The organism is Enterobacter sp. BNK-29, assembly GCF_048684785.1.
Classification (GTDB): domain Bacteria; phylum Pseudomonadota; class Gammaproteobacteria; order Enterobacterales; family Enterobacteriaceae; genus Enterobacter; species Enterobacter cloacae_M.
The window spans coordinates 845,753-869,682 of sequence record NZ_JBLQTU010000001.1; the positions used below are offsets into that span (position 1 = coordinate 845,753).

The 23,930-nt window shown below is 57.1% G+C and carries 23 protein-coding genes; 11 read left to right on the plus strand and 12 right to left on the minus strand.

What is annotated here, in order from left to right:
* Nucleotides 1-96 precede the first annotated feature (96 nt).
* The gene (acrD, locus tag ACMGGX_RS03930; RefSeq protein ID WP_420298074.1) at nt 97-3,210 is read left to right on the plus strand and encodes a multidrug efflux RND transporter permease AcrD; all 3,114 of its coding nucleotides are present in this window, start codon (nt 97-99) and stop codon (nt 3,208-3,210) included.
* 109 nt (nt 3,211-3,319) lie between these two features.
* On the opposite strand, the gene ypfM is transcribed toward acrD, so the two are convergent.
* Entirely contained in the window at nt 3,320-3,379 is a 60-nt protein-coding gene (gene ypfM / locus ACMGGX_RS03935; protein WP_015572204.1) for a protein YpfM, read from the minus strand.
* A gap of 387 nt (nt 3,380-3,766) precedes the next feature.
* Between ypfM and ACMGGX_RS03940 the strand changes: the two genes are divergently transcribed.
* Genes ACMGGX_RS03940 through ACMGGX_RS03950 form a run of 3 tightly spaced genes read left to right on the plus strand, consistent with a single transcriptional unit; the run spans nt 3,767 to nt 5,474 of the window.
* On the plus strand, nt 3,767-4,117 hold the full coding sequence (locus ACMGGX_RS03940; RefSeq protein WP_029739975.1) for an ArsC family reductase: 351 nt from the start codon (nt 3,767-3,769) through the stop codon (nt 4,115-4,117).
* A gap of 10 nt (nt 4,118-4,127) precedes the next feature.
* Nucleotides 4,128-5,255, plus strand: coding sequence for a succinyl-diaminopimelate desuccinylase (gene dapE / locus ACMGGX_RS03945; protein ID WP_039263709.1), 1,128 nt, complete (start codon nt 4,128-4,130; stop codon nt 5,253-5,255).
* 24 nt (nt 5,256-5,279) lie between these two features.
* Entirely contained in the window at nt 5,280-5,474 is a 195-nt protein-coding gene (locus ACMGGX_RS03950; RefSeq protein WP_257260486.1) for a hypothetical protein, read from the plus strand.
* Between the two features lie 38 nt (nt 5,475-5,512).
* Here the strand turns inward: ACMGGX_RS03950 and ypfH are convergent, their stop codons facing one another.
* The 6 genes from ypfH to dapA all read right to left on the minus strand — a co-directional run bounded on the left by ypfH (nt 5,513) and on the right by dapA (nt 11,970).
* Entirely contained in the window at nt 5,513-6,208 is a 696-nt protein-coding gene (gene ypfH, locus ACMGGX_RS03955) for an esterase (RefSeq protein WP_047652645.1), read from the minus strand.
* Nucleotides 6,209-6,281: 73 nt separating this feature from the next.
* Nucleotides 6,282-8,228, minus strand: a complete 1,947-nt coding sequence (locus ACMGGX_RS03960; protein ID WP_420298075.1) for a tRNA(Met) cytidine acetyltransferase TmcA — start codon at nt 8,226-8,228, stop codon at nt 6,282-6,284.
* On the minus strand, nt 8,228-9,097 hold the full coding sequence (locus ACMGGX_RS03965) for a neutral zinc metallopeptidase (RefSeq protein WP_023308754.1): 870 nt from the start codon (nt 9,095-9,097) through the stop codon (nt 8,228-8,230). The genes ACMGGX_RS03960 and ACMGGX_RS03965 overlap by 1 nt, the downstream gene beginning before the upstream one ends.
* Before the next feature lie 120 nt (nt 9,098-9,217).
* A complete protein-coding gene (gene purC, locus ACMGGX_RS03970) occupies nt 9,218-9,931 on the minus strand; it encodes a phosphoribosylaminoimidazolesuccinocarboxamide synthase (protein WP_420298076.1) in 714 nt (237 codons plus the stop codon).
* A 109-nt stretch (nt 9,932-10,040) separates the two neighbouring features.
* Complete coding sequence (gene bamC, locus ACMGGX_RS03975) at nt 10,041-11,075, minus strand: outer membrane protein assembly factor BamC (protein WP_045399727.1); 1,035 nt, start codon at nt 11,073-11,075, stop codon at nt 10,041-10,043.
* Between the two features lie 16 nt (nt 11,076-11,091).
* Nucleotides 11,092-11,970, minus strand: a complete 879-nt coding sequence (gene dapA, locus ACMGGX_RS03980; RefSeq protein WP_023308757.1) for a 4-hydroxy-tetrahydrodipicolinate synthase — start codon at nt 11,968-11,970, stop codon at nt 11,092-11,094.
* 145 nt (nt 11,971-12,115) lie between these two features.
* Here dapA and ACMGGX_RS03985 point away from each other — a divergent pair, with 145 nt between their 5' ends.
* Together ACMGGX_RS03985 and bcp are read left to right on the plus strand one after the other, a co-directional pair.
* Nucleotides 12,116-12,685 (plus strand): glycine cleavage system transcriptional repressor, encoded by a 570-nt coding sequence (locus ACMGGX_RS03985; protein WP_029739969.1) that lies wholly within the window; start codon nt 12,116-12,118, stop codon nt 12,683-12,685.
* Complete coding sequence (bcp, locus tag ACMGGX_RS03990) at nt 12,685-13,155, plus strand: thioredoxin-dependent thiol peroxidase (protein WP_420298077.1); 471 nt, start codon at nt 12,685-12,687, stop codon at nt 13,153-13,155. Before ACMGGX_RS03985 ends, bcp begins: the two co-directional genes overlap by 1 nt.
* 95 nt (nt 13,156-13,250) lie before the next feature.
* Here the strand turns inward: bcp and ACMGGX_RS03995 are convergent, their stop codons facing one another.
* A complete protein-coding gene (locus ACMGGX_RS03995) occupies nt 13,251-14,315 on the minus strand; it encodes an AI-2E family transporter (protein ID WP_033146172.1) in 1,065 nt (354 codons plus the stop codon).
* Nucleotides 14,316-14,536: 221 nt separating this feature from the next.
* Between ACMGGX_RS03995 and bepA the strand changes: the two genes are divergently transcribed.
* Nucleotides 14,537-16,000 carry a beta-barrel assembly-enhancing protease gene (gene bepA, locus ACMGGX_RS04000; protein WP_420298078.1) on the plus strand — a complete coding sequence of 488 codons (1,464 nt, stop codon included), beginning with the start codon at nt 14,537-14,539 and terminating at the stop codon, nt 15,998-16,000.
* An 18-nt stretch (nt 16,001-16,018) separates the two neighbouring features.
* A complete protein-coding gene (gene arsC, locus ACMGGX_RS04005) occupies nt 16,019-16,375 on the plus strand; it encodes an arsenate reductase (glutaredoxin) (protein WP_223536478.1) in 357 nt (118 codons plus the stop codon).
* On the opposite strand, the gene ACMGGX_RS04010 is transcribed toward arsC, so the two are convergent.
* The gene (locus ACMGGX_RS04010) at nt 16,372-17,196 is read right to left on the minus strand and encodes an XRE family transcriptional regulator (RefSeq protein WP_420298079.1); all 825 of its coding nucleotides are present in this window, start codon (nt 17,194-17,196) and stop codon (nt 16,372-16,374) included. The genes arsC and ACMGGX_RS04010 overlap by 4 nt on opposite strands.
* Before the next feature lie 146 nt (nt 17,197-17,342).
* Between ACMGGX_RS04010 and celB the strand changes: the two genes are divergently transcribed.
* The 3 genes from celB to ACMGGX_RS04025 are packed head-to-tail and all read left to right on the plus strand — an operon-like array spanning nt 17,343 to nt 21,043.
* Nucleotides 17,343-18,662 carry a PTS cellobiose transporter subunit IIC gene (celB, locus tag ACMGGX_RS04015; protein ID WP_420298080.1) on the plus strand — a complete coding sequence of 440 codons (1,320 nt, stop codon included), beginning with the start codon at nt 17,343-17,345 and terminating at the stop codon, nt 18,660-18,662.
* A 3-nt stretch (nt 18,663-18,665) separates the two neighbouring features.
* On the plus strand, nt 18,666-19,622 hold the full coding sequence (locus tag ACMGGX_RS04020) for a N(4)-(beta-N-acetylglucosaminyl)-L-asparaginase (protein WP_420298081.1): 957 nt from the start codon (nt 18,666-18,668) through the stop codon (nt 19,620-19,622).
* On the plus strand, nt 19,622-21,043 hold the full coding sequence (locus tag ACMGGX_RS04025; protein WP_420298744.1) for a leucyl aminopeptidase family protein: 1,422 nt from the start codon (nt 19,622-19,624) through the stop codon (nt 21,041-21,043). Before ACMGGX_RS04020 ends, ACMGGX_RS04025 begins: the two co-directional genes overlap by 1 nt.
* 88 nt (nt 21,044-21,131) lie before the next feature.
* Here ACMGGX_RS04025 and ACMGGX_RS04030 read toward each other — a convergent pair whose 3' ends face one another.
* The 3 genes from ACMGGX_RS04030 to upp form a co-directional block, all read right to left on the minus strand.
* Complete coding sequence (locus tag ACMGGX_RS04030; RefSeq protein WP_211438414.1) at nt 21,132-21,833, minus strand: DnaA inactivator Hda; 702 nt, start codon at nt 21,831-21,833, stop codon at nt 21,132-21,134.
* Nucleotides 21,834-21,929: 96 nt separating this feature from the next.
* The gene (gene uraA / locus ACMGGX_RS04035) at nt 21,930-23,219 is read right to left on the minus strand and encodes a uracil permease (protein ID WP_023308768.1); all 1,290 of its coding nucleotides are present in this window, start codon (nt 23,217-23,219) and stop codon (nt 21,930-21,932) included.
* Nucleotides 23,220-23,302: 83 nt separating this feature from the next.
* Nucleotides 23,303-23,929: a uracil phosphoribosyltransferase gene (gene upp / locus ACMGGX_RS04040; RefSeq protein ID WP_023308769.1), complete on the minus strand. Its 627-nt coding sequence runs from the start codon at nt 23,927-23,929 to the stop codon at nt 23,303-23,305.
* Between the last annotated feature and the right edge of the window lies 1 nt (nt 23,930).

A 23,930-nucleotide genomic window follows, 5' to 3' on the forward strand; every position in this document is an offset into this window, starting at 1 on the left:
TCTCCTTTATTTCTCCACGTTTGGCCTGGGCCTTACCGCTAAAGTTATGCGGGCAATAAACAATAATGACGTGCAGCAAAACGAGGTCACTCTTTCATGGCGAATTTTTTCATCGATCGCCCCATTTTTGCCTGGGTGCTTGCCATCCTGTTGTGTCTGACAGGTGTCCTGGCGATTACTTCACTGCCTGTTGAGCAATACCCCGATCTGGCACCGCCTAACGTGCGCGTAACAGCAAACTATCCCGGCGCTTCCGCACAAACGCTGGAAAACACCGTGACGCAGGTTATCGAGCAGAACATGACGGGTCTGGATAACCTGATGTACATGTCCTCGCAAAGTAGCGCCACGGGCCAGGCGACGGTGACCCTGAGCTTTAAGGCGGGCACGGACCCGGACGAAGCGGTGCAGCAGGTGCAAAACCAGCTGCAGTCGGCCATGCGCAAGCTGCCCCAGGCGGTGCAGAATCAGGGCGTGACCGTGCGTAAAACCGGTGATACCAACATTTTGACCATCGCGTTTGTCTCGACAGATGGCTCGATGGATAAACAGGACATTGCCGACTACGTCGCCAGTAATATTCAGGATCCCATCAGCCGGATTAACGGCGTCGGGGATATCGATGCCTACGGCTCACAATACTCTATGCGCATCTGGCTCGATCCCAACAAGCTGAACAGCGTCCAGATGACGGCAACCGACGTGACGAATGCCATCAAGGCCCAGAACGCACAAATTGCGGTGGGGCAGCTGGGGGGAACCCCGTCCGTCGATAAGCAGGCCCTGAACGCCACCATCAATTCACAATCTCTGCTGCAGACGCCGGACCAGTTCCGCAACATCACCCTGCGCGTGAATCAGGATGGGTCGGAAGTGCGTCTGGGCGATGTCGCCACGGTGGAAATGGGGGCGGAAAAATACGACTACCTGAGCCGCTTTAACGGCAATCAGGCCTCCGGTCTGGGGATAAAGCTTGCCTCCGGCGCAAACGAAATGGCCACGGCGAAACTGGTGTTAGACCGTCTGGACGAGCTTTCACAGTATTTCCCGCACGGGCTGGAGTATAAAGTCGCCTATGAAACCACCTCCTTCGTTAAAGCGTCGATCGAGGACGTGGTGAAGACCCTGCTGGAAGCCATCGCGCTGGTGTTCCTGGTGATGTACCTGTTCCTGCAAAACTTCCGCGCGACGCTGATCCCAACCATTGCCGTCCCCGTGGTGCTGCTGGGGACCTTTGCGGTGCTTTACGCGTTCGGGTACAGCATTAACACCCTGACGATGTTTGCGATGGTGCTGGCGATTGGCCTTCTTGTGGATGATGCCATCGTGGTGGTCGAAAACGTCGAGCGCATCATGAGCGAAGAAGGACTCTCGCCGCGCCAGGCGACGCGCAAATCCATGGGGCAAATTCAGGGGGCGCTGGTCGGTATTGCGATGGTGCTGTCGGCCGTCTTTATCCCGATGGCCTTCTTTGGCGGCACAACCGGGGCGATTTACCGTCAGTTCTCAATAACCATCGTCTCGGCGATGGTGCTCTCCGTGCTGGTGGCGCTGATCCTTACCCCTGCGCTGTGCGCCACTATTCTGAAACCGCTGCACAAAGGGGAGCAGCACGGGCAAAAAGGGTTCTTCGGCTGGTTTAACCGGATGTTCAACCGCAATGCCGCGCGGTATGAATCTGCCGTCGGTGGCGTGCTCCATCGCAGCCTGCGCTGGATGATGATTTACGTTGTGCTGCTGGGCGGCATGGTCTGGCTGTTTATGCATCTCCCCACCTCGTTCCTGCCGATGGAAGACCGGGGCATGTTCACCACCTCGGTGCAGCTCCCGAGCGGCGCAACGCAGCAGCAGACGCTGAAAGTGGTCCAGAAAGTGGAGCAGTACTTCTTCACCAAAGAGAAAGATAACGTTGTGTCGGTCTTCTCCACCGTGGGCTCTGGCCCGGGCGGAAACGGGCAGAACGTCGCCCGCATGTTCGTCCGTCTGAAGGACTGGGACGAGCGCGATACCCGAACGGGAACGTCATTCGCCATCATTGAACGTGCGACCAAAGCCTTTGCGCACATCAAAGAGGCGCGCGTCTTTGCCAGCAGTCCGCCGGCGATAAGCGGGCTGGGCAGTTCTGCCGGGTTCGATATGGAGCTGCAGGATCACGCCGGTGCGGGCCACACGGCGCTGATGGCGGCACGCGATAAGCTGTTAGCGCTGGCGGGCAACGATCCTGACCTGACCCGCGTTCGCCATAACGGTCTTGACGACAGCCCGCAGCTCCAGGTGGATATCGATCAGCGTAAGGCGCAGGCGCTGGGCGTGTCGATCAACGATATCAACGACACCCTGCAGACGGCGTGGGGCTCGAGCTATGTGAATGACTTTATGGATCGCGGCCGCGTGAAAAAAGTGTATGTCCAGTCCGCCGCGCCGTTCCGCATGCTGCCGGATGATATTAACCGCTGGTTTGTCAGGAATAACGCTGGCGGCATGGTGCCGTTCTCCGCGTTTGCCACCTCGCACTGGGAGAGCGGCTCGCCGCGTCTGGAGCGCTATAACGGCTACTCTGCGGTTGAAATCGTCGGGGAAGCCGCGCCGGGCGTCAGTACCGGTACCGCTATGGATACCATGGAAAAACTGGTTCAGCAGCTGCCCGCCGGTTTTGGTCTGGAGTGGACGGCCATGTCCTACCAGGAGCGTCTCTCCGGCGCGCAGGCTCCCGCACTTTACGCGCTCTCTCTGCTGGTGGTCTTCCTCTGCCTTGCCGCACTGTATGAAAGCTGGTCAGTCCCGTTCTCCGTCATGCTGGTCGTGCCGCTTGGGGTTATCGGTGCGCTGCTGGCGACCTGGATGCGCGGCCTCGAGAACGACGTTTATTTCCAGGTGGGTCTGCTCACCGTAATTGGGCTATCGGCGAAAAACGCCATTCTGATCGTTGAATTTGCCAACGAGATGAATGCCAAAGGCCACGAGCTGATGGCCGCCACGCTGCACGCCTGCCGTCAGCGCTTACGCCCGATCCTGATGACGTCGCTGGCGTTTGTCTTTGGCGTACTGCCGATGGCGACCAGTACCGGCGCAGGCTCCAGCAGCCAGCATGCCGTCGGGACGGGGGTGATGGGCGGCATGATTTCGGCCACCGTTCTGGCCATTTACTTCGTGCCGTTGTTCTTTGTGCTGGTGCGTCGTCGCTTCCCGTTAAAGGAACGGGCTGAGTAAGTGATTGAAATAAAAAAAGGCGGCTTTATCGGCCGCCTTTTTATTGTGTGATTAATTCACACTATGGTTATTTTACTTATTTTAGTGCTCTTGCAATTCTTACTGAATGTCATTTACGAAGCATGCCTTCGATAAAATCTTTCCAGTTCCCCAGTTCACGTTCAATCATAACAACCTCTCTTATTATTATGCGCATTCTACAAAAACGGACCATCATTGTGAAGACTATTTAACCAATTGCTGTGATTGTACCCCACGTCCTGCGGGGATTTATGATAAATATGAACGGAGAGGCCTCAATTTTTTGTGACGGCTGGCAATATTTTGAAATAACCCTCCGAACGGGTGAGTTTTATTTTACCCGCTGAGTTTATTCGAAATTTAAACTTTATGGACATCTATGCTTAAAGGGTGAAAGAATATTCAGCGTACAGATGTGAGTTGAATTAAGAAGAAGTGTAAATCCAGACGATTCCTGAATGTGTTATATTCCACTTAAGGATATATCTTCGAATTTACTGAACATTTAATCATCATTAGGTCAAAAGGATTCACCATGGTTGTAATGTACGGCATTAAAAATTGCGACACCATCAAAAAAGCCCGCCGCTGGCTGGAAGCAAACGGCGTGGAGTATCGCTTCCACGATTACCGTGCCGACGGGCTTGATGCAGAATTTCTGCATAGCGCAATCGGCGAACTGGGGTGGGAAGCACTGCTGAACACGCGCGGCACCACCTGGCGTAAGCTGGACGAATCTCTGCGCGCCAGCATCAACGACGCCGACAGCGCGGCAAAACTGATGCTCGAGATGCCGGCAATTATCAAACGCCCATTGCTCTGCGCGCCAGGGCAGCCTATGCTGCTGGGTTTCAGTGAAACCCTTTATTCCGACTTTTTTCGTTGAGGTGTAGTTTATGTCATGCCCGGTCATTGAGCTGACTCAGCAGCTTATTCGCCGTCCTTCCCTTAGCCCGGACGACGCAGGTTGTCAGGCACTTATGATTGAGCGCCTGCGTGCCATCGGTTTTACCGTTGAACGCATGGATTTTGGCGATACCCAGAACTTCTGGGCGTGGCGCGGCCAGGGTGAAACGCTGGCCTTTGCCGGGCATACTGACGTCGTTCCCGCCGGTGACGCGGATCGCTGGATCAACCCGCCGTTTGAGCCGACTATCCGCGACGGCATGCTGTTTGGTCGCGGCGCGGCAGACATGAAAGGCTCGCTGGCGGCGATGGTCGTGGCGGCAGAACGCTTTGTGGCTCAGCATCCGAACCACAAAAACCGTCTCGCGTTTTTAATCACCTCCGACGAAGAAGCCAGCGCCCATAACGGTACCGTGAAGGTCGTTGAAGCCCTGATGGCGCGTAACGAGCGTCTCGACTACTGTCTGGTCGGTGAGCCGTCCAGTACCGAAGTGGTGGGCGATGTCGTCAAAAACGGGCGCCGCGGCTCGCTGACCTGTAACCTGACCATTCACGGCGTTCAGGGGCACGTTGCTTATCCGCATCTGGCCGATAACCCGGTTCATCGCGCTGCGCCGATGCTGAGCGAGCTGGTGGGCATCGAGTGGGATAAAGGCAACGAATTCTTCCCGCCGACCAGCATGCAGATCGCGAACGTCAAGGCCGGGACCGGCAGCAACAACGTGATCCCGGGTGATTACTTCGTCCAGTTTAACTTCCGCTTCAGCACCGAACTGACCGATGAGATGATCAAGGCGCGCGTCATCGCCCTGCTGGAAAAATATCACCTGCGCTACACCGTGGAGTGGTGGCTTTCCGGCCAGCCGTTCCTGACGCAGCGTGGCAAACTGGTGGATGCGGTGGTGAACGCCATCGAGCACTATAATGAAATTAAGCCACAGCTGCTGACAACGGGTGGCACCTCAGACGGACGCTTTATCGCCCGTATGGGCGCCCAGGTTGTCGAACTGGGTCCAGTGAACGCAACCATTCATAAAATCAATGAGTGTGTTAATGCGGCAGATTTGCAACTGCTGGCCCGTATGTATCAACGTATTATGGAGCAACTCGTCGCCTGACGAACACTCTGAGAGGAATAGCGAATGGATTGGCTTTCAAAGTACTGGTGGATTCTGGTGTTAGTTTTTCTGGTTGGCGTACTGCTGAACGTGATTAAAGATCTTAAGCGCGTTGACCATAAAAAATTTCTCGCCAACAAACCGGATCTTCCCCCGCACCGTGATTTTAACGACAAGTGGGACGATGACGACTGGCCGAACAAGGACCAGAAGAAGTAATCGTTAAGTTCCCCCTCTCCCCGGGAGAGGGGGAAACCTCACATAAACTCTACAATATCATCGTTATCCGGCTTACCGCCGCTGAGCGCTTCATCAAAGTAGTGCTTCGGTACGGTATAGCGCAAACGATCGAGCGCGAACTGCATGCTACGGTCGTCAATCGCGTGGCCCAGATCGTCCACGATATCCAGCGTCACGTCCCCACCTTCGCGAATCAGCGCTTCCTGGGCGGCAACCGCATGCGAGAGCTCAATTACCCGGTCTTCACCACCGTGGATCAGATGGATCGTGGTTTGCGTGGTCGCGCTTGTCGGTAACGTCGCAAATCGGCCGTTAAACGCAATGACGCGTGACGCCAGACCCGGCTGCGCTTTTACGCTTTCCAGCGACATGATTGACCCCTGCGAGAAGCCAATCAGCGCGGTCGCGTCAGCACCCACGCCGCTTTGCTGCTGCCAGTAGCGGACGATGTCGATAAAGGTGGGCATGATGGCGTCGATGCGAGCCTGACGGTTCTCTTCCGTCACGCCCTGAACAGAGAACCACTGGCGTCCGTTCGGACCGCATGGCTCTACGCCACCGATGCTGACAATCAATGCCTCCGGAAAAACGGGCGCAAACCAGCTGCCAATCTGACCCATATTGACGGCATTATCGCCAACGCCATGAAACAGAAGCAGCAACTGTTTAGCCGGTTTGTCAGGGCTTTGAACAACAAAATGGTCGTGTTTCATGGTGGTCTCCTTAATAGATGACCTGGATTCTACGCCTCCCGACGTGAATGACCATGCCACTTTACTGAAGAAGTCATTGAAAAAATTGCCATTGCAAAATATCTTCTTTCAGCTGCTGGCAGCGCGGATAGTCAAGGCTTTCAATCGCTTGTGCGGCTTCACTCCGCAACGTTGCCAGCAACGCTTTTCGCCCGACGTCTTCCACTTTCCCTTCCATTTTCCCACGCAGGGCCGGAAGCGGCATGTCCACGGTTAACAACAGCCGCGTCAGCGCGGCAACCGAGGTTGAAAACGCCCGATGCGCAAAAGCAAACCCCGCCAGCTCCAGCCAGTCGTCATTATTAAGGGTAGCTTCCCAGCCGTCTTCCACGGGGATCTTTTCACCGTTCCAGGCCGATAGCACCCGCGCATCGCGCTTCAGACGCTGCTGCGCCTGCTCGCACAGCTGACGCCCGGCCTCGCTCTGCGGCCGCAACGCCATCGCGGTGTAGCATCCGCTGCTGGCTTCACGATGGCTGCCCATCCGCACCAGCACAAACCCACACTGCTGCCAGAAACGCCACAGCTCATCGGTATAGCCGAAGCTCACCGACAGATAATCTTCGCCGCTGGCGCTGCGAATAAGCGCCTGGCCAATCCCTTCCCGCTGACGGTGAGGATGTACGGCAATGCGGGTCACCCGACGTCCTCTGAGCGTCGCCGCCAGCGGAGAGCCGCCGTGCGCCGCCAGAGACTGCGCCACCAGGTTACCGCGCGGACGCCGGTATCCTGCCCATACGGCGCGGCTAAGCTCAGGGGAGAGCCCGCCCTCCTCCACCAGCCAGAGCGCCCCGGCGATAACCGGGTCCGTTTCGGCAACGGCAAACTGCTGCCCGGGCGCGTCCATCATGCGGCGTAAATCAAGCGGCGAGGTGCGATAATGCGCCGCGCAGAGGAGCTCGTATACGCTCGCTGCAAGCGTCGGGCGGCTTTCCCATGCCGTTGGCGTCAGAGACGTTAGACGAACCTCTCCTTCCGGGCGGCGGTCAATCAGCGTATCGTCAAACAGCAGCGCGCTGGCGACAACCCGCTCAAGCGGACAGCCCGCCGCCCAGCGTACCGGTGTAGATAAGCTGTAGCGCTGCAGCCCGGCAAACCGACCGCAAAATTTAAGCAAGAATCCCCGGCCCGTTCCTTCATATCCCTGCACCGTGGTGGTCAACAGCACGCGAGGGAAACGGACAGCTAGCTTTTCCAGCACAGGTCCAGGGATAGCAGCGGCTTCATCGACAATCAGCCAGTCAGCCCGGTGTGAAGAGGCAAGCAGCGCGTCCGGGGCCATAAAATGAAAACGCTCTCCGGCGAAGCGGGCGATGATATCCGTTGCCCCCTTCGACGGCGCGGTAACCACGGCGCTGCCCGCAATGCGGTTCAGCAGCATGCCCGCCAGGGCTGATTTTCCGCGCCCGCGCGCGGCGGTGACGGCCGCGATGCCCTCCACCATCCCCTGCAGCACATCCAGGATCTCAGCCTGCTCGCGCTGCGGGGCGCCGCTGGCAGGCTGCCAGTCAGGCGCGTCGGGTAAAGGCGGAAGGGATAACGCGCGGCCCTGAAGCCAAACAATCGCGTCGGGATCGGCGGCAATCGTCCGGCAGAAATGGTGGACAAAATGCGGCGTGGCTATCGCTTCGGCGCCGTCGCTCCAGCGCAGTGAATCGCTGTCTGGCAACCCGGGCCACGCGTCGAGCGTCGGAACCCGCAGCACCAGAAGGCTTCCGGCGCTCAGCGTTCCGCTCAGGGCGGCAAACGCGGCGACATCAAACCCGGCGCTGGCGTCAAAAACGGCATGCCGGAACTCGCGTCCCAGCAGGCCGCTGATGGCTTTTGAAGGATGTTCGTCAAGCCTTACCCAGTCTCCGGGCAAGGCATCACGCAGGGCAAGCGCCTGGGTTAACGTCCACTGCGCCTCACCGCTGAGCACCACCAGCCGACGATGGCCGGTGCGCTCAAGCTCGCTTATCAGCTGTTCAAACTCCAGCATTACATCGCTTTGCCGAAGGTATTACACTGCGCCGGATCGCCGCTGTCGAAGCCGCGTTTGAACCAGCTATAGCGCTGCTGTGAAGTACCGTGAGTGAAGCTGTCCGGCACGACGCGCCCCTGGCTCTGCTGCTGAAGACGGTCGTCACCGATAGCCTGAGCGGCATTTAACGCCTCTTCAAGATCGCCGGATTCCAGCACGCCCTGCTGCTGCATGCTATGGCCCCAGACGCCCGCGAAGCAGTCCGCCTGCAGCTCCATTTTAACGGAAAGGCGGTTCACTTCCGCCTGAGACGCATTTTGCTGAAGCTGGCGCACTTTTGGCTCAATTCCCAGCAGCTTTTGCACGTGATGGCCGACTTCATGCGCGATCACGTAGCCCTGGGCAAAATCACCGTCAGCGCCAAGCTTGCGTTTCATGTCATCGTAAAAAGAGAGATCGATATAGACGGTGCCGTCTGCCGGGCAGTAGAACGGCCCCATCACAGATTGCCCGGTACCGCATCCGGTGCGGGTTGCCCCCCGGTACATCACCAGCTTCGGCTGCTGGTAGGTACGCCCCATCTTCTCAAACAGCTGACTCCAGGTGTCTTCTGTTGTGGCGAGAATAACGGAGGTAAATTTGGCCGCTTCATCTTCATTCGGGCTGATGGAGCGCTGAGAATGCTGCTGCTGTTGCAGCGGCTGACCGGTCATTAAACCGGTGAGATCGACGCCGTAATACCCCGCAACCAGCACGACAATCAGCAGGATGATACCGCCCTTGCCGCTGGGTAACCGGAAGCCTGGCCCACCCATTGAAGGACCGCCGCCACCATCACTGCGTCTGTCTTCTACATTGTCACTTTCACGACGCCCTTGCCAGCGCATAACCACCTCGAACTATTCCATTTATAATAGCTATGATCGTAGGCGGTTAACGGCAAGATTACCATAGGAAACAAAGGTAAGACGCCAAAGGATGCAAACATCCTTTGGCAAGTGAGGAAGTTAGTCGAGCTTAACGCCTAAACGGTGAGCAACCGCTTCGTACGCTTCAATCAGGCCACCCAGGCTCTGACGGAAACGGTCTTTGTCCATTTTATCCAGGGTTTCTTTATCCCACAGGCGGCTACCGTCCGGTGAGAACTCATCGCCCAGCACCACTTCGCCTTTGAACAGACCAAACTCCAGCTTGAAGTCGACGAGGATCAGACCCGCGTCATCAAACAGCTTTTTCAACACGTCGTTGGCTTTGTAGGTCAGCTCTTTCATGCGCGCCAGGTTCTCCTGGTTCGCCCAGCCGAAGGTTTCGCAGTAGGATTCGTTGACCATCGGGTCGTGCATGGCATCGTTTTTCAGGAACAGGTCGAACAGCGGTGGATTCAGTTCGATACCTTCTTCAATGCCGAGACGCTTCACCAGGGAGCCCGCCGCACGGTTACGAATAACGCACTCAACCGGAACCATATCCAGTTTTTTCACCAGACATTCCGTATCGGACAGCAACGCTTCCATCTGGGTCGGGATGCCCGCTTCGGCCAGTTTGGTCATAATGAAGTGGTTAAACTTGTTGTTCACCATGCCCTTACGATCGAACTGCTCAATGCGTGCGCCATCCCCTGCTGACGTATCATTGCGGAACTCGAGCACCAACAGATCCGGGTTTTCCGTGCTGTATACGGTCTTCGCTTTGCCACGATACAACTCAGCTTGCTTCTGCATCTTCATTACTCCTGGTGTGATGATTTGTGTTCAAAACTGGGGATATTATGCCACGCACACGTTTGCGTAGCACTAAAATAAAAAGGGCTGGATTCCCCAGCCCTCGTATTTATTTGCTGAATGCTGCCTGGAAGACAGCGACCAGCGCATCGTTCTGCGACTGGGTCAGCGTGTGACCTTTTGGATCGATAAACTGCAGACTGCTGCGGTTATCAAGGTCGCCTACCTGAATCTTGTAGTCACCGGAGGCAAGCTGGGGATCTTTCGCGCCCAGCTCCTGCCATGCGCTGTCGGAGAGCGGCTTATACGTTGCCGTCATGCTGCCGGTTGAACGCGTGCTGTCGGTCACTTTCATGCCCACTTTTTCCAGCGTCGCTGGCAGACGCTGCCAGGTCTGGTTAAACGGTGCACGCACCACCAGCATTGGCAGGCCGGTATCATCCGCACCGCTTTGTACATCGAAGGTCGCGCCGTTGCGGCTCTGCGCGGCGTTGGCGGCATCGGTAGCGGTCTTATCCAGACCCGCGGCAATCACGTTCAGCATTTCGGTGCTGTAACGCTGCAGGGACGCGGCATCCGCAACCGGTTTACCCGCCTGCTCAAGGTTCAACAGCTTAACGTTGACCGCCTGCTGATAACCCTGTGGTTTTACGGAGACTTGATAGCGACCGCGGTACTGCTGGTCTTCATCCAGACGGTTCCATTCGACCCAGTCGGTGGTTAACGTCTGGCTGGCGTCATCGCGTTTATCGATGGTGTAGTTCTTCGACTGAATGACGCTGACAACCTGCGGCCACAGCGAGCTACCGCGCGCGCTCTCAACCATCAGAGACGCCGTATCACCGGTGAACTGGGTACGCGCCCCGCTGACCAGCGCCAGAGGCTGTGCTGGCGGACGAATATCAAGCGCTTTACCGACCAGGCCGCTGCCGTTGGTCACGGGAATATTATAATCGCCGTTCTGAATCGGCAGGATCATACCAGCCGGTGCGTGAAGTTCAGCAAGCGGGGTCGCATCCAGATAGGATTCATCACCGCTCACCTGGCGCTTGTAGCGCGAATCTGAACTACAGGCAGCGAGCAGCATAACAAGCGAAACACTCGCAACCTTCGCCAGGCGCGACTTCTGTACTGAATAAGCCATCAAATCTCCCTAAACTCTACAGCAAACCGGCATGCTTCAGCGCCGCCCTGACGATGTCACGACCGTGGTCGGTAATCGGTGTCATTGGCAGACGCAGCGTGTCGGATGCTACAAGTCCCAACTCCTTACATGCCCATTTCACTGGGATCGGATTGGGTTCGACAAATAATTTATTGTGCAGCGGCATCAGACGCTGATTAATGACACGCGCTTCATCAAAGTGACCGGCTGCGGCCAGTTTGCACATTTCTGCCATATCGCGCGCCGCAACGTTTGCCGTTACGGAGATCACGCCATGACCACCGAGCTGCATAAAGTCCAGCGCGGTCGCATCATCACCACTCAACAGGATAAAGTCGTCTGAAACCAGCTCTTTGATCTGATGAACGCGGCTTAAGTTCCCTGTCGCCTCTTTAATACCGATAATATTTTTTACTTCCGAGAGACGACCAACGGTTTCCGGCAGCATATCGCAACCGGTACGGGACGGCACATTATACAGAATTTGTGGCAAGTCAGTATGTTCAGCGATGGCTTTGAAGTGCTGGAACAAACCTTCCTGAGTAGGTCGGTTGTAATATGGGGTCACCGTCAGACAGCCAACGATGCCGCTGTCGTTAAAACGTTTGGTCAGGCTGATAGCTTCTGCGGTTGCATTAGCGCCTGTCCCCGCGATGACCGGAATACGTCCGTCAGCCAGTTCCAGGGTCAGCATCACCACATCGCCGTGCTCGTCGTGGCTCAGCGTTGCGGATTCACCGGTAGTCCCTACCGAAACGATCGCCGAGGTTCCGTTGGCGACATGGTAATCAATGAGCTTCTTCATGCTTGACCGGCAGACATTACCTTTTTCATCCATCGGTGTAACAAGCGCGACAATACTTCCCGTGAACATGAGCCATCCTCTGTGCGAACAAGAGCCTCAATGTTACGTTTGGAACTGTAATAAAAGCAAGCGACCTGAGGCTCTCAGGCGGTTGTATGCATGTTTTTTTTATGCTTTCCTTAGGAAGACTTAACCATGCAAAGGAAGAACAGGTTTGACAACCTCATCACAACATTACCTGGTTATCACTGCGCTGGGTGCCGACAGGCCGGGTATCGTGAACACCATCACCCGTCACGTAAGCAGCTGCGGCTGTAATATCGAAGACAGCCGTCTGGCGATGCTTGGCGAAGAGTTCACATTTATTATGTTGCTTTCCGGGACATGGAACGCCATTACGTTGATTGAATCGACCCTGCCGCTGAAAGGGGCCGAACTGGATTTGTTGATTGTCATGAAGCGCACCACTGCGCGTCCGCGTCCGGCACTGCCTTCTACTGTCTGGGTACAGGTTGAAGTGCCTGATTCTCCGCATCTGATTGAGCGTTTCACGGCGCTTTTTGACAGCCACCAGATGAATATTGCCGAACTGGTTTCCCGTACGCAGACAAGCGATGACCAGGGTCTTCCGGTGCTGTTTATTCAAATTACCGCGCACAGCCCTGCCTCACAGGATGCGTCAAATATCGAGCAAGCGTTCAAAGCCCTCTGTACAGAATTAAACGCGCAGGGCAGTATAAGCGTCGTCAATTATTCGCAGCACGAACAGGATGGAGTTGAGTAATGAACCCACTGAAAGCCGGTGACATCGCACCGAAATTTAGCTTACCGGATCAAGACGGCGAGCAAGTAAATTTGACCGACTTCCAGGGACAGCGTGTTCTGGTCTATTTCTACCCGAAAGCCATGACCCCCGGCTGCACCGTACAGGCCTGCGGCTTACGCGACAACATGGACGACTTGAAAAAAGTCGGCGTGGAAGTGCTGGGTATCAGCACGGATAAACCAGAAAAGCTGTCACGATTTGCTGAAAAAGAGCTGCTGAACTTCACGCTGCTTTCTGATGAAGACCATCAGGTATGCGAGCAATTCGGCGTCTGGGGCGAGAAGACGTTTATGGGTAAAACCTACGACGGTATTCACCGCATCAGCTTCCTGATTGACGCCGACGGTAAAGTTGAACATGTGTTTGACGACTTCAAAACCAGCAACCACCACGACGTGGTGTTGAACTGGCTGAAAGAGAACTCCTGATAAACAGCAAAACGGCAACCCAGGTTGCCGTTTTTAGTGTTTTCCCCCTCTCCCATAGGAGAGGGTCGGAGAGAGAGCATCGGGCCGCACAAAAACTACTTCTCTTCCACCGCCGGCACATCCGGCCACGCGTGGACCACGGCTTTAATCAGCGTCGCCAGCGGAATCGCAAAGAACACGCCCCAGAATCCCCACAGCCCGCCGAAAATCACCACGGATAAGATAATCACCAGCGGATGCAGGTTCACCGCTTCGGAGAACAGCACCGGCACCAGCAGGTTACCGTCCAGGCCCTGAATAATCAGATACACCGCAAAGCAGCTCCAGAACTCTGTCCCCAGCCCAAACTGGAACAGCGCGACGCCAACAACCGGAATGGTCACCACAAACGCGCCGATGTACGGGATCAGGACCGACAGCCCCACCAGCACCGCCAGCAGCAGCGAGTAGTTCAGCCCGAAAATAAGGAAGCCAATCCAGGTTGCTACCCCCACGACAATCATCTCCAGCACCTTGCCGCGAATATAGTTGGTGATCTGCTGGTTCATCTCTTCCCAGACCTGTCCTGCCAGACCGCGGTTGCGCGGCAGAATACGGCGCACGGCGTTGAGCATCTGATCTTTATCTTTCACCAGGAAGAAGACCATCAGCGGCACGAGCACAAGGTAAACCGCCAGCGTCAGCAGCCCGACCAGCGAGGCCAGAGAGTACTTCACCACCGAATCGCCCATCGTCATGATGCGGGCGCGCATATTTTCGGCCATCGCGTCGATAATCCCGGCATCCATCAGGGCCGGGTAACGGCGCGGCAGCGTGGCGGCAAAATCAGACAGCTTGTTCAACATGCCGGGCATGTCGCGGATCAGGTTAATTCCCTGCTGCCAGGCAACCGGCATCACCACAAAGGCCATCAACAGCAGGATGCCGACAAACAGCACCAGTACGATGCTGGTCGCCCAGCGCCGGGAACAGCCGATGTGCTCCAGGCGCGCCGTCGGCCACTCCAGCAGGTACGCCAGCACAATCGCCACCAGCAGTGGGGCGAGCAGGCCGCTGAAGAAGAACAGAATACCGAACCCGGCAACCAGAATAACCAACAAAGCAATGGCTTCCGGGTCGCTGAACCGACGCCGGTACCACTGCATTAACATTTCGAGCATACAACCCTTCCCTGAATCGAATGGCGGGAGTGAGACGGTGAATTGTATCTAACTGTCACAAAAAAGACTTTCGCTTTTTGTATCCCGATCGCAATCCGCAAAAGCCTGATGAATGGGATTTTCTTCATGCTGTAACACGGCTACACTCGCAGAGCAGCAGAGATGAACGTTATGCCGGTTCATCGGTCAAATTAGCACATCCAACATACAGGACAGTGGTTATGTTCAGGCAGTTGAGAAAAACACTGGTTGCAACACTGATTGCCGCGGTGACGGTCGGTCAGGTGTTGCCCGCTTTTGCTGACTCGTCCGATACATTGCCGGACATGGGCACCACAGCAGGAAGCACGCTCTCTATTGGGCAAGAGATGCAAATGGGGGATTACTATGTTCGCCAGCTGCGCGGCAGCGCCCCGCTGATCAACGACCCTTTGCTGGTACAGTACATTAACGGGCTGGGGATGCGCCTGGTGTCGCACGCCGACTCGGTAAAAACGCCCTTCCATTTCTATTTAATCAATAATGACGAAATCAACGCCTTCGCCTTCTTTGGCGGAAATGTGGTGCTGCACTCGGCGTTATTCCGTTACTCTGACAACGAAAGCCAGCTGGCCTCGGTGATGGCGCACGAAATTTCGCACGTCACCCAGCGGCACCTGGCGCGCGCCATGGAAGACCAGAAACGTAACGCCCCCCTCACCTGGGTGGGCGCGCTGGGCTCTATTCTGCTGGCGATGGCCAGCCCGCAGGCCGGGATGGCGGCCCTGACCGGTACGCTGGCGGGAACGCGCCAGGGGATGATCAGCTTTACCCAGCAAAACGAACAGGAAGCGGACCGCATCGGGATTCAGGTGCTGCAGCGTTCGGGCTTTGACCCGCAGGCCATGCCGAGCTTCCTGGAAAAACTGCTCGATCAGGCGCGTTACTCTTCCCGTCCGCCGGAAATTCTGTTGACCCACCCGCTGCCGGAAAGCCGCCTGTCGGACGCGCGCAACCGTGCCAACCAGATGCGTCCGGTCGTGGTCCAGTCATCACAGGATTTCTACATGGCGAAGGTGAGAACGCTTGGGATGTACAATTCCGGGCGTAACCAGCTCACCAGCGACCTGCTGGATACCCTGGCGAAAGGCAACGTGCGTGAGAAAAACGCCGCGCAGTATGGTCAGGCGCTCCAGGCGATGGAAGCCAGCAAATACGACGAGGCGCGCAAAGCGCTGCAGCCGCTTCTGGCTGCAGACCCGAACAACCCGTGGTACCTCGATCTGTCGACGGATATCGATCTGGGCCAGAAGAAAACGGCCGATGCGATCAACCGTCTGAAAGGGGCGAAAGACGTCCGTACCAACCCGGTGCTGCAGCTTAACCTGGCGAACGCTTACTTACAGGCCGGTCAGCCTGGCGAAGCGGCGACCATTCTGAACCGCTATACTTTTAACAATAAAGACGATCAAAACGGCTGGGATCTGCTCGCCCAGGCGGAAGCCCAGCTCGGCAACCGCGATCAGGAGCTGGCAGCGCGTGCCGAAGGTTTTGCCCTGGTGGGCCGCCTCGATCAGGCGATTTCCGCGCTCAGCAGCGCCAGCGCGCAGGTCAAGCTCGGCAGCCTCCAGCAGGCCCGTTACGACGCGCGTATCGATCAGCTGCGCGGCCTGCAGCAGCGCTTTAAGCCGTACGAGAAGATGTAATAAAGGAGAATTCACGTCATGACAGACGCCGTAAAAATTTATCACAACCCTCGCTGCTCCAAGAGCCGCGATACCCTGAGCCTGCTGAAGTCTAACGGCGTGGAGCCGGAAGTGGTGCTGTACCTCGACACCCCACCTGACGCGCAAACCCTCCGCCAGCTGCTGCACATGCTGGGAATGGGCAGTGCAAGAGAGCTGATGCGCCAGAAAGAAGATCTGTATAAGTCGCTTAACCTGGATAACAGCCGTCTCACCGAGGCTGAGCTGATCCAGGCGATGGTTGAAAATCCAAAGCTGATTGAGCGCCCGATTGTGGTAGCGAACGGCCAGGCGCGCATTGGACGCCCGCCGGAAGACGTGCTCGAGATCCTCTAGTTCTTATGCCGCAGCGCTTCCAGAAAGGCCTGCGGCGTACTCTCTCCCAGCTTTTTCTGCGCTTTTCCGCGGTTGTAAAATTCGCACAGCTGGATCAACAGCTCGCCAGCCGGTTCACTGCTCAGACGCGGGATGATTTCACATAGCGGTAGATCGACCTGAACGGCACGGTGCTGCTGCGGATGCGCTGTCACGGTGGTATTACGCTCCCCAAGCTTCACCTCGAAACCAAAAGTCTCAACAGATTGAATATCAGCCGGACAGGCTGCCAGCGCGTCGTTCGCCCAGTGGGCCAGCAGCTGCGGAGAAATGCCCGCGTACAGCCGGGCGTAGCACCAGCCGCTCACGGATTCACGCGCCCACAGCAGATGCTGTTCCCCGCCATCGTCCATATGCAGCGACAAAGGCTGATGATGTAACAGGAGTTTTTGCGGCACGATACCTGCCTTCAGCGCCTTTTTTCCCTGCAACGTCGCGCCCTTCTGCTTTACCGAAGCCGGTTTGAGGTAGCGGTTCAGGGTCGCACGGGAGACGGCAATCCCGAGTCCGCTATTGACCATCTGCAGCAGTTCGTCCAGCGGAGCGCCAGTGATATCCCGCAGGGCATTGACCAGCGCAACCTGCTCCTGTCTCAATGCTTTGTGTATCACTTTTGGCGTCGTATGATTATCCGAAACCTGCTCGCGGTTGCGCCAGCGCCTGACGGTAGTGACCGAAATACCCAGCTCGGCAGCAAGCTCTCTGTCGCTTTTATCTGACTGCTGAAGATAGCGACGAATGCGCGGCGTCGTGGTGGCATTAGCATGCAATTTAATTTCCATCGCAGGATCCTCAGAACCAATCTTATGAGATTTATACTACAACAGCGATTTCTTTGTGACCGATTTCACCTTTCGCTCGCCGCGCTTCACTGATAATCCCCAGACATAACACAAACAACACCCCTCAATCTTGTACGGAGTTCACAATGAACAATGTTCTGGGATTTCTTGAATCAAAACTGATGCCGCTGGCGGCCAAAACGGCCCAGCAGCGCCATCTCGGGGCCATTCGCGGCGCCTACGTGTCATTCATGCCGTTTATCATCGTCGGCTCTATTCTGCTGGTGATCTCGTCGTTCCCTAATCAAGCCTATCAGCAGTTTATGTCTCAGGCCTTTGGTGAGAGCTGGAGCGCCATCATAGAAATCCCGTTCAACGCGGTGTTCTCCACCATGTCGCTGTTCATCAGCTTCCTGGTGGCCTTCCGCCTGGCAGAACATTATGGCGAGGATCGCATCTCCTGCGGCATCCTGGCGCTGGTCGCCTTTCTCATCCTGACGCCGTTTATCAAAGTGGCGGAGAACGGCGGTATCACCGTTATTCCAGTGGAGTGGATTGGCAGTAAAGGGCTGTTCGTGGCGATGATCGGTTCCCTGCTGTGGACGGAGCTGTTCTGCTGGCTGAAGCGCAAAAAGCTGGTTATCAAAATGCCGGACGGCGTGCCGCCTGCGGTGCAGGAGTCGTTCGCCGCGCTGATCCCGGCCCTGCTGGTGATGATTCTGGTGCTGGGTATCCGCATCGTGTTTGAAAACACCCACTACAACACCATCCACCAGTTTATTTACGAAGTGGTTGCCACGCCGGTGCGCCACTACGGCACCTCTTACTTTGGCGCGCTGATGACGGTGTTCAGCATCACCATTCTGTGGTCAGTGGGCATTAACTCCGGCTCGATGATCAACGGCATCATTCGCCCACTGTGGATGGAGAACCAGACCGACAACATCGCCGCGATTCAGGCAGGCACGACGCCGCCGCACATTATTACTGAACAGTTTTTTGACATGATCTGGATGGGCGGCGCGGGGGCCACGCTGTCGCTGGTGATTGCGATGCTGATTTTCGCCCGCAGCAAAAACATGCGTGAAGTGGCGCGCCTCGGCGCCGGGGCATCGGTGTTTAACATCAACGAACCGATCCTGTTTGGTCTGCCGGTGATCATGAACCCGATCATGCTCATCCCGTTCAACCTGGTGCCGCTGGTGCTGGTCACCGTGCAGTATGCGGCGATGAAGATTGGCGCGGTTGCCGTCACCACCGGGGTGTTTATTCCCTGGACGCTGCCGCCGGTCATCAGCGGCTTTATCGTTACCGGACACCTGAGCGGCAGCGTCATGCAGCTTATAAACCTGCTGATTGGCGCCATGCTGTACCTGCCTTTCATGCGTATCCTGGACAAACAGTACCGCGCGGCGGAAATGGCCACCGTTACGCAAACCGACACCACCCTTGCAAAACAGGAGTAAAGCATGTGGGGAATTATCGCGACCTGGAGAATGGCGCTTGAAGGCGTTACGGAGTCTGCGTCTGCGCTGGCTGCGGGTAAACCGGTCTCTGCAGCGGTGGTGAATGCCGTCGCCGCCGTCGAAGACTTTCCGTTTTATAAATCCGTCGGCTACGGCGGGCTGCCCACCGAAAATGGCGAAGTGGAGCTGGACGCCGCCTACATGGACGGCGATACGCTGGCGTTTGGTGCCGTGGGCAACCTGGTGGATATCGCCAACCCGGTGCGCGTGGCGCATGCGTTAAGCCGCCAGCGCTACAACAGCCTGCTGGTCGGCCAGGGCGCGCGGGAATGGGCGCTGAGCCAGGGCTTCGCCGACAAAACTATGCTCACCGAGCGCGCCATGCAGCACTACCGCAAACGCTGCCGCGAAACGCTGGATAAGGGCTTAAGCCCTTACGACGGGCATGACACCGTCGGCATTATCGGCCTCGATAAACAAGGGTCAATGAGCGTCGCCACCTCCACCAGCGGCCTGTTCATGAAAAAACGCGGCCGCATTGGTGATTCGCCCATTATTGGTTCCGGCTTTTACTGCGACAGTGAAACCGGCGCCGCCACCGCCACGGGCGTCGGTGAAGATCTGATGAAAGGCTGCACCAGCTACGAAATTGTCCGCCGAATGGCGCAGGGTATGACGCCGCAGCAGGCGGCAGATTCAGTGGTGTTCGAGCTGGAAGACAAGCTGATGTCGCGCTTTGGCCGTGCGGGCGATCTTTCCGTGGTGTGCATGAACAAGAGAGGCGAGTTCGGGGCCGCCACCAACATCAAAACCTTCTCGTTCGTGGTGGCGACGGCTCGCCAGCCCCTCACCGTTTTTCGTACCGAACGCCTGCGCGAGAAAACGCATTATTACGCCGTAGACGATGAGTGGATGCAGGCCTATGCCGCGCGGATCCGCGCGCCAATTGAGGAGTCATGATGATTACGTATCAGTTTATCACCGCGCTTTCTGACGCGGCTCCGCAAAGCCATTTGATTGCGTCCGCCTCCTGTACGCATTTGCCCGAAACGGCGCTTGTCGCGGAAATGCGCGAGTCTGCCAGCATCGCTGACACCCGCTTTGGCTGCGCCCCGTTTGCCCGGATCACCCTGCTGCCGGATGCCCTCTGGAAGGATAGCCTGACCGAAGGATTACTGACGGCGCTGCGCCCGCTGCTGGCCTCGCCCGTCAGCCCCGAGCTGATACTGGACGTTACCGATATCGACGATGTGGTGCTGGCGCAGGTACTACGCTTTCTCTTTAATCAGGCGCACAGGCTGAGCGACCTGAAGCTGAAGAAAACGGATGAATCCACGGTGCGCCTTACGCACATTACCGCCCTCTGCCTGCCGGAACAGCAGGCAAAACTGGAGGGTGTTTTCCGCCAGCAGCAGGCCATCGCCCGCGGCATGGTCGCGGCGCGACGTCTTGCGGATATCCCGTCCGATCGATGCACGCCGCAGTTTGTGGTGGAAGAGGCGCAAAGGCTCTGTGCCGCCTTCCCCGCCCTGCGCTGCGACGTGCTGAACGAAAAGGCTATTGCTGAGCAGGGTCTGGGGCTGCTGCACGCCGTCGGCAAAGGGGCGACCTGTCCGCCGCGCCTGCTGGCGATCCATTATGACGGCGTCAACGACGGCCCGGTGCGCTGCTATGTGGGTAAAGGCATTACCTTCGATACCGGAGGCCTGTGGCTGAAGGAAGGCGCGGGCATGTACACCATGAAATACGACATGTGCGGTGCGGCTAACGTTCTGGGCCTGATGCTGACCGTCGCAGAGCTGGCGCTGCCCGTGCGCATCATGGGCGTGCTGGCGCTGGCGGAAAATGCCATCGGCCCGGACGCCATGCAGCCCGGCACGGTGGCGACGGCCTGCAACGGCATCACGGTTGAAATCAACAACACCGATGCCGAAGGCCGACTGGTGCTGGCGGACGCCATCGCCTGGGCCAGCCAGTGCCATCCGCAGGCGCGCTATATTATTGATATGGCGACCTTAACCGGCGCGGTCGTGAAGGCGCTGGGGTATGAGCTGAGCGGGCTGATGACGCAGGATGAACCGCTGCGCGCGGCGCTGACGCTGGCGGGCAAGCAGAGCGGCGATGAAGTGTGGTCCCTGCCGCTGGATGCACGGCTGAAAAAACAGACCGACAGCGCCATCGCCGATCTGTGCAACACGCCGACCAACAATGCGGCAATCAGTGCGTCGGCGGCGTGGCTGCTGCACCACTTTTGCCCGCCGACGATCCCGTGGGCGCATCTGGATATCAGCGGTACGGCGCTGTGGCGAGAGAGCGGCAGGAGCGTGGCGTCGGGAAGACCGATCCCGATGCTGGTGGAGCATCTGATGGGAGATCTTTAGCCGGGTGGCGGCTGCGCCTTACCCGGCCTACAAAGGGCGGCAGGTTTTCGTAGGCCCGGTAAGACGCAGCCGCCACCGGGCAAAAAACTCAAAGCTTAAGAATATCTTTCACAAACGGAATGGTCAGCTTGCGCTGGGCGGTAATGGAGGCGCGATCGAGCTGATCGAGCGTGTCAAACAGCGTGCGCATTTCGCGATCCAGCCGCTTGAGCAGGAAGCGCCCCACGTCCTCCGGCAGCTCAAACCCGCGCTGCTTTGCGCGCAGCTGTAACGCCTGAAGCTTATCTTCATCCGACAGCGGCTGGAGCTTGTAGATTTGCCCCCAGTCCAGACGAGACGCCAGGTCCGGCAGCCCAAGATTCAGCTGGCGAGGCGGACGATCGCCGGTGATCAGCAGCCGGGTTTTGCCCGACTCCAGAATGCGGTTGTAGAGGTTAAAGATTGCCATTTCCCACGGCTCGTCCCCCGCCACGCATTCGATATTATCGATGCAGACCAGCGAGAGATGTTCCATTCCCTCCAGCACCTCAGGTACGAACCAGGTGCGTTTATCCAGCGGCACGTAGCCTACCGCATCTCCGCGCGCCGAAAGCTCCGCGCAGGCGGCATGCAGCAGATGGCTGCGCCCCGCACCTTCGCGTGACCAGATATAGATGTATCCGCTGTGATCCTGACGCAGCACGTTTTGCAGTGCAGCCAGTAAAGAGGGGTTATCACCCGGCCAGAAACTCGCGAAAGTTTCGTCGTCAGGGAGATAGAGTGGCAGAGAGAGCTGTGCCGGTCCGTTCAGAAATACCTCAACCAGAGATCCTACGTAAAATCGGAATGGAGTTTAACACGGAACCTGCAAGGAGAGAACCGGGCGATCCCTCGCCCGACTTTTCGATCAATGTGACGCTTTTTCGCTGTCGTCCGCGTCGAGAATTTCTTCTTCCGGGCGGATGACCGAGATCAGCTTGAAGATCAGGCTCAGGCCCACGCCGACGATGGTAGCCAGCGCCATGCCCTTCAGCTCTGCCGCACCGATGTGCACCTTCGCGCCGCTCACGCCGATGATCAGGATAACGGAGGTCAGGATCAGGTTTTGCGCCTTGCTGTAATCCACTTTGGATTCAATCAGCACGCGAATACCGGAGGCGCCGATCACGCCGTACAGCAGCAGAGAAACGCCGCCCATTACCGGTACCGGAATGATCTGAATCGCTGCCGCCAGCTTGCCGACGCAGGAGAGCAGAATGGCGATAATCGCCGCGCCGCCGATAACCCAGGTACTGTAGACGCGGGTAATCGCCATCACGCCGATGTTCTCGCCGTAGGTGGTGTTTGGCGTCGAGCCGAAGAAACCGGAGATGATGGTGGAGAAACCGTTCGCAAACATGGAGCGGTGCAGACCCGGGTCACGGATTAAATCGCGCTTAACGATGTTCGCCGTCACCACCAGGTGGCCGACGTGCTCCGCAATCACCACCAGCGCCGCAGGCAGAATGGTGAAAATAGCAAACCATTCAAAGCGTGGCGTATAGAAGGTTGGCAGCGCGAACCAGTGGGCCTGAGCGATCGGGGTGGTGTCCACCACGCCCATCGCGAAGGAGAGCGCATAGCCCGCCAGCACGCCGATCAGGATCGGGATAATCGCCATGAAGCCGCGGAACAGCACTGAGCCAAACACCGTTACGCCCAGCGTTACCAGCGAGATGATAATGGTTTTGGAATCCGGTGACTGGCCGTCAGCAGGCAGCAGACCGGCCATATTCGCCGCGACTCCCGCCAGCTCAAGACCGATGACGGCAACGATTGCGCCCATCGCCGCAGGGGGGAACATCACGTCCAGCCAGCCGGTACCGGCTTTCTTCACAATGAAGGACACCACGCAGAACAGGACGCCACACATGATAAAGCCGCCCAGCGCGACTTCATAACCCAGCGGCAGCAGCAGTAACACCGGCGAGATAAAGGCGAAGCTCGACCCGAGATACGCCGGGATTTTGCCTTTACAGATAAAGAGGTACAGCAGCGTACCGATGCCGTTGAACAGCAGCACGGTGGCCGGGTTAATGTGGAACAGGATTGGCACCAGCACGGTTGCGCCAAACATGGCGAACAGGTGCTGCAAACTAAGCGGGATAGTCTGTAAAAGCGGCGGTCTTTCACTCACCCCGATAGCACGGCGCGTCATAGTGTTTTCCTCTGTGTAGTATTGTTGGTGTTTTATTCAAAAAAAAGCCGACTATCAAAGTCGGCTTATTTATCGTTATTCGATTATTTCGTACCAAAGATCTTATCACCGGCATCGCCGAGCCCCGGGATGATGTACCCGTGCTCGTTCAGCCCCTGGTCGATAGAGGCGGTATACAGCTCAACGTCCGGGTGCGCTTTTTCCAGCGCCGCGATCCCTTCCGGAGCGGCAACCAGTACCAGCACCTTAATGCTGTTACAGCCCGCATTTTTCAGCAGGTCGATGGTCGCGATCATAGAACCACCGGTTGCGAGCATTGGGTCAACCACCAGCGCCATACGCTCGTCGATGTTAGAGACCAGCTTCTGGAAGTAAGGAACCGGCTCAAGGGTTTCTTCGTTACGGTAGATACCCACCACGCTGATACGCGCGCTTGGCACGTGCTCCAGCACGCCTTCCATCATGCCGAGACCGGCACGCAGGATTGGCACCACGGTAATTTTCTTACCTTTGATCTGCTCAACCTGCACCGGGCCGTTCCAGCCTTCGATGGTGACTTTTTCTGTTTCCAGATCAGAGGTCGCTTCGTAGGTCAGCAGGCTGCCGACTTCAGATGCCAGTTCGCGAAAACGCTTCGTGCTGATGTCATGCTCACGCATCAGGCCCAACTTGTGTTTAACGAGTGGGTGTTTCACTTCCACAATCTTCATT

Bases quoted from the DNA above. Each gene is read 5' to 3' on its own strand.
- acrD (WP_420298074.1), top strand. From the start codon at position 97: ATGGCGAATTTTTTCATCGATCGCCCCATTTTTGCCTGGGTGCTTGCC.
- ACMGGX_RS03940 (WP_029739975.1), top strand. From the start codon at position 3,767: ATGGTTGTAATGTACGGCATTAAAAATTGCGACACCATCAAAAAAGCC.
- dapE (WP_039263709.1), top strand. From the start codon at position 4,128: ATGTCATGCCCGGTCATTGAGCTGACTCAGCAGCTTATTCGCCGTCCT.
- ACMGGX_RS03950 (WP_257260486.1), top strand. From the start codon at position 5,280: ATGGATTGGCTTTCAAAGTACTGGTGGATTCTGGTGTTAGTTTTTCTG.
- ypfH (WP_047652645.1), bottom strand. From the start codon at position 6,208: ATGAAACACGACCATTTTGTTGTTCAAAGCCCTGACAAACCGGCTAAA.
- ACMGGX_RS03960 (WP_420298075.1), bottom strand. From the start codon at position 8,228: ATGCTGGAGTTTGAACAGCTGATAAGCGAGCTTGAGCGCACCGGCCAT.
- ACMGGX_RS03965 (WP_023308754.1), bottom strand. From the start codon at position 9,097: ATGCGCTGGCAAGGGCGTCGTGAAAGTGACAATGTAGAAGACAGACGC.
- purC (WP_420298076.1), bottom strand. From the start codon at position 9,931: ATGCAGAAGCAAGCTGAGTTGTATCGTGGCAAAGCGAAGACCGTATAC.
- bamC (WP_045399727.1), bottom strand. From the start codon at position 11,075: ATGGCTTATTCAGTACAGAAGTCGCGCCTGGCGAAGGTTGCGAGTGTT.
- dapA (WP_023308757.1), bottom strand. From the start codon at position 11,970: ATGTTCACGGGAAGTATTGTCGCGCTTGTTACACCGATGGATGAAAAA.
- bcp (WP_420298077.1), top strand. From the start codon at position 12,685: ATGAACCCACTGAAAGCCGGTGACATCGCACCGAAATTTAGCTTACCG.
- ACMGGX_RS03995 (WP_033146172.1), bottom strand. From the start codon at position 14,315: ATGCTCGAAATGTTAATGCAGTGGTACCGGCGTCGGTTCAGCGACCCG.
- bepA (WP_420298078.1), top strand. From the start codon at position 14,537: ATGTTCAGGCAGTTGAGAAAAACACTGGTTGCAACACTGATTGCCGCG.
- arsC (WP_223536478.1), top strand. From the start codon at position 16,019: ATGACAGACGCCGTAAAAATTTATCACAACCCTCGCTGCTCCAAGAGC.
- ACMGGX_RS04010 (WP_420298079.1), bottom strand. From the start codon at position 17,196: ATGGAAATTAAATTGCATGCTAATGCCACCACGACGCCGCGCATTCGT.
- celB (WP_420298080.1), top strand. From the start codon at position 17,343: ATGAACAATGTTCTGGGATTTCTTGAATCAAAACTGATGCCGCTGGCG.
- ACMGGX_RS04020 (WP_420298081.1), top strand. From the start codon at position 18,666: ATGTGGGGAATTATCGCGACCTGGAGAATGGCGCTTGAAGGCGTTACG.
- ACMGGX_RS04025 (WP_420298744.1), top strand. From the start codon at position 19,622: ATGATTACGTATCAGTTTATCACCGCGCTTTCTGACGCGGCTCCGCAA.
- uraA (WP_023308768.1), bottom strand. From the start codon at position 23,219: ATGACGCGCCGTGCTATCGGGGTGAGTGAAAGACCGCCGCTTTTACAG.
- upp (WP_023308769.1), bottom strand. From the start codon at position 23,929: ATGAAGATTGTGGAAGTGAAACACCCACTCGTTAAACACAAGTTGGGC.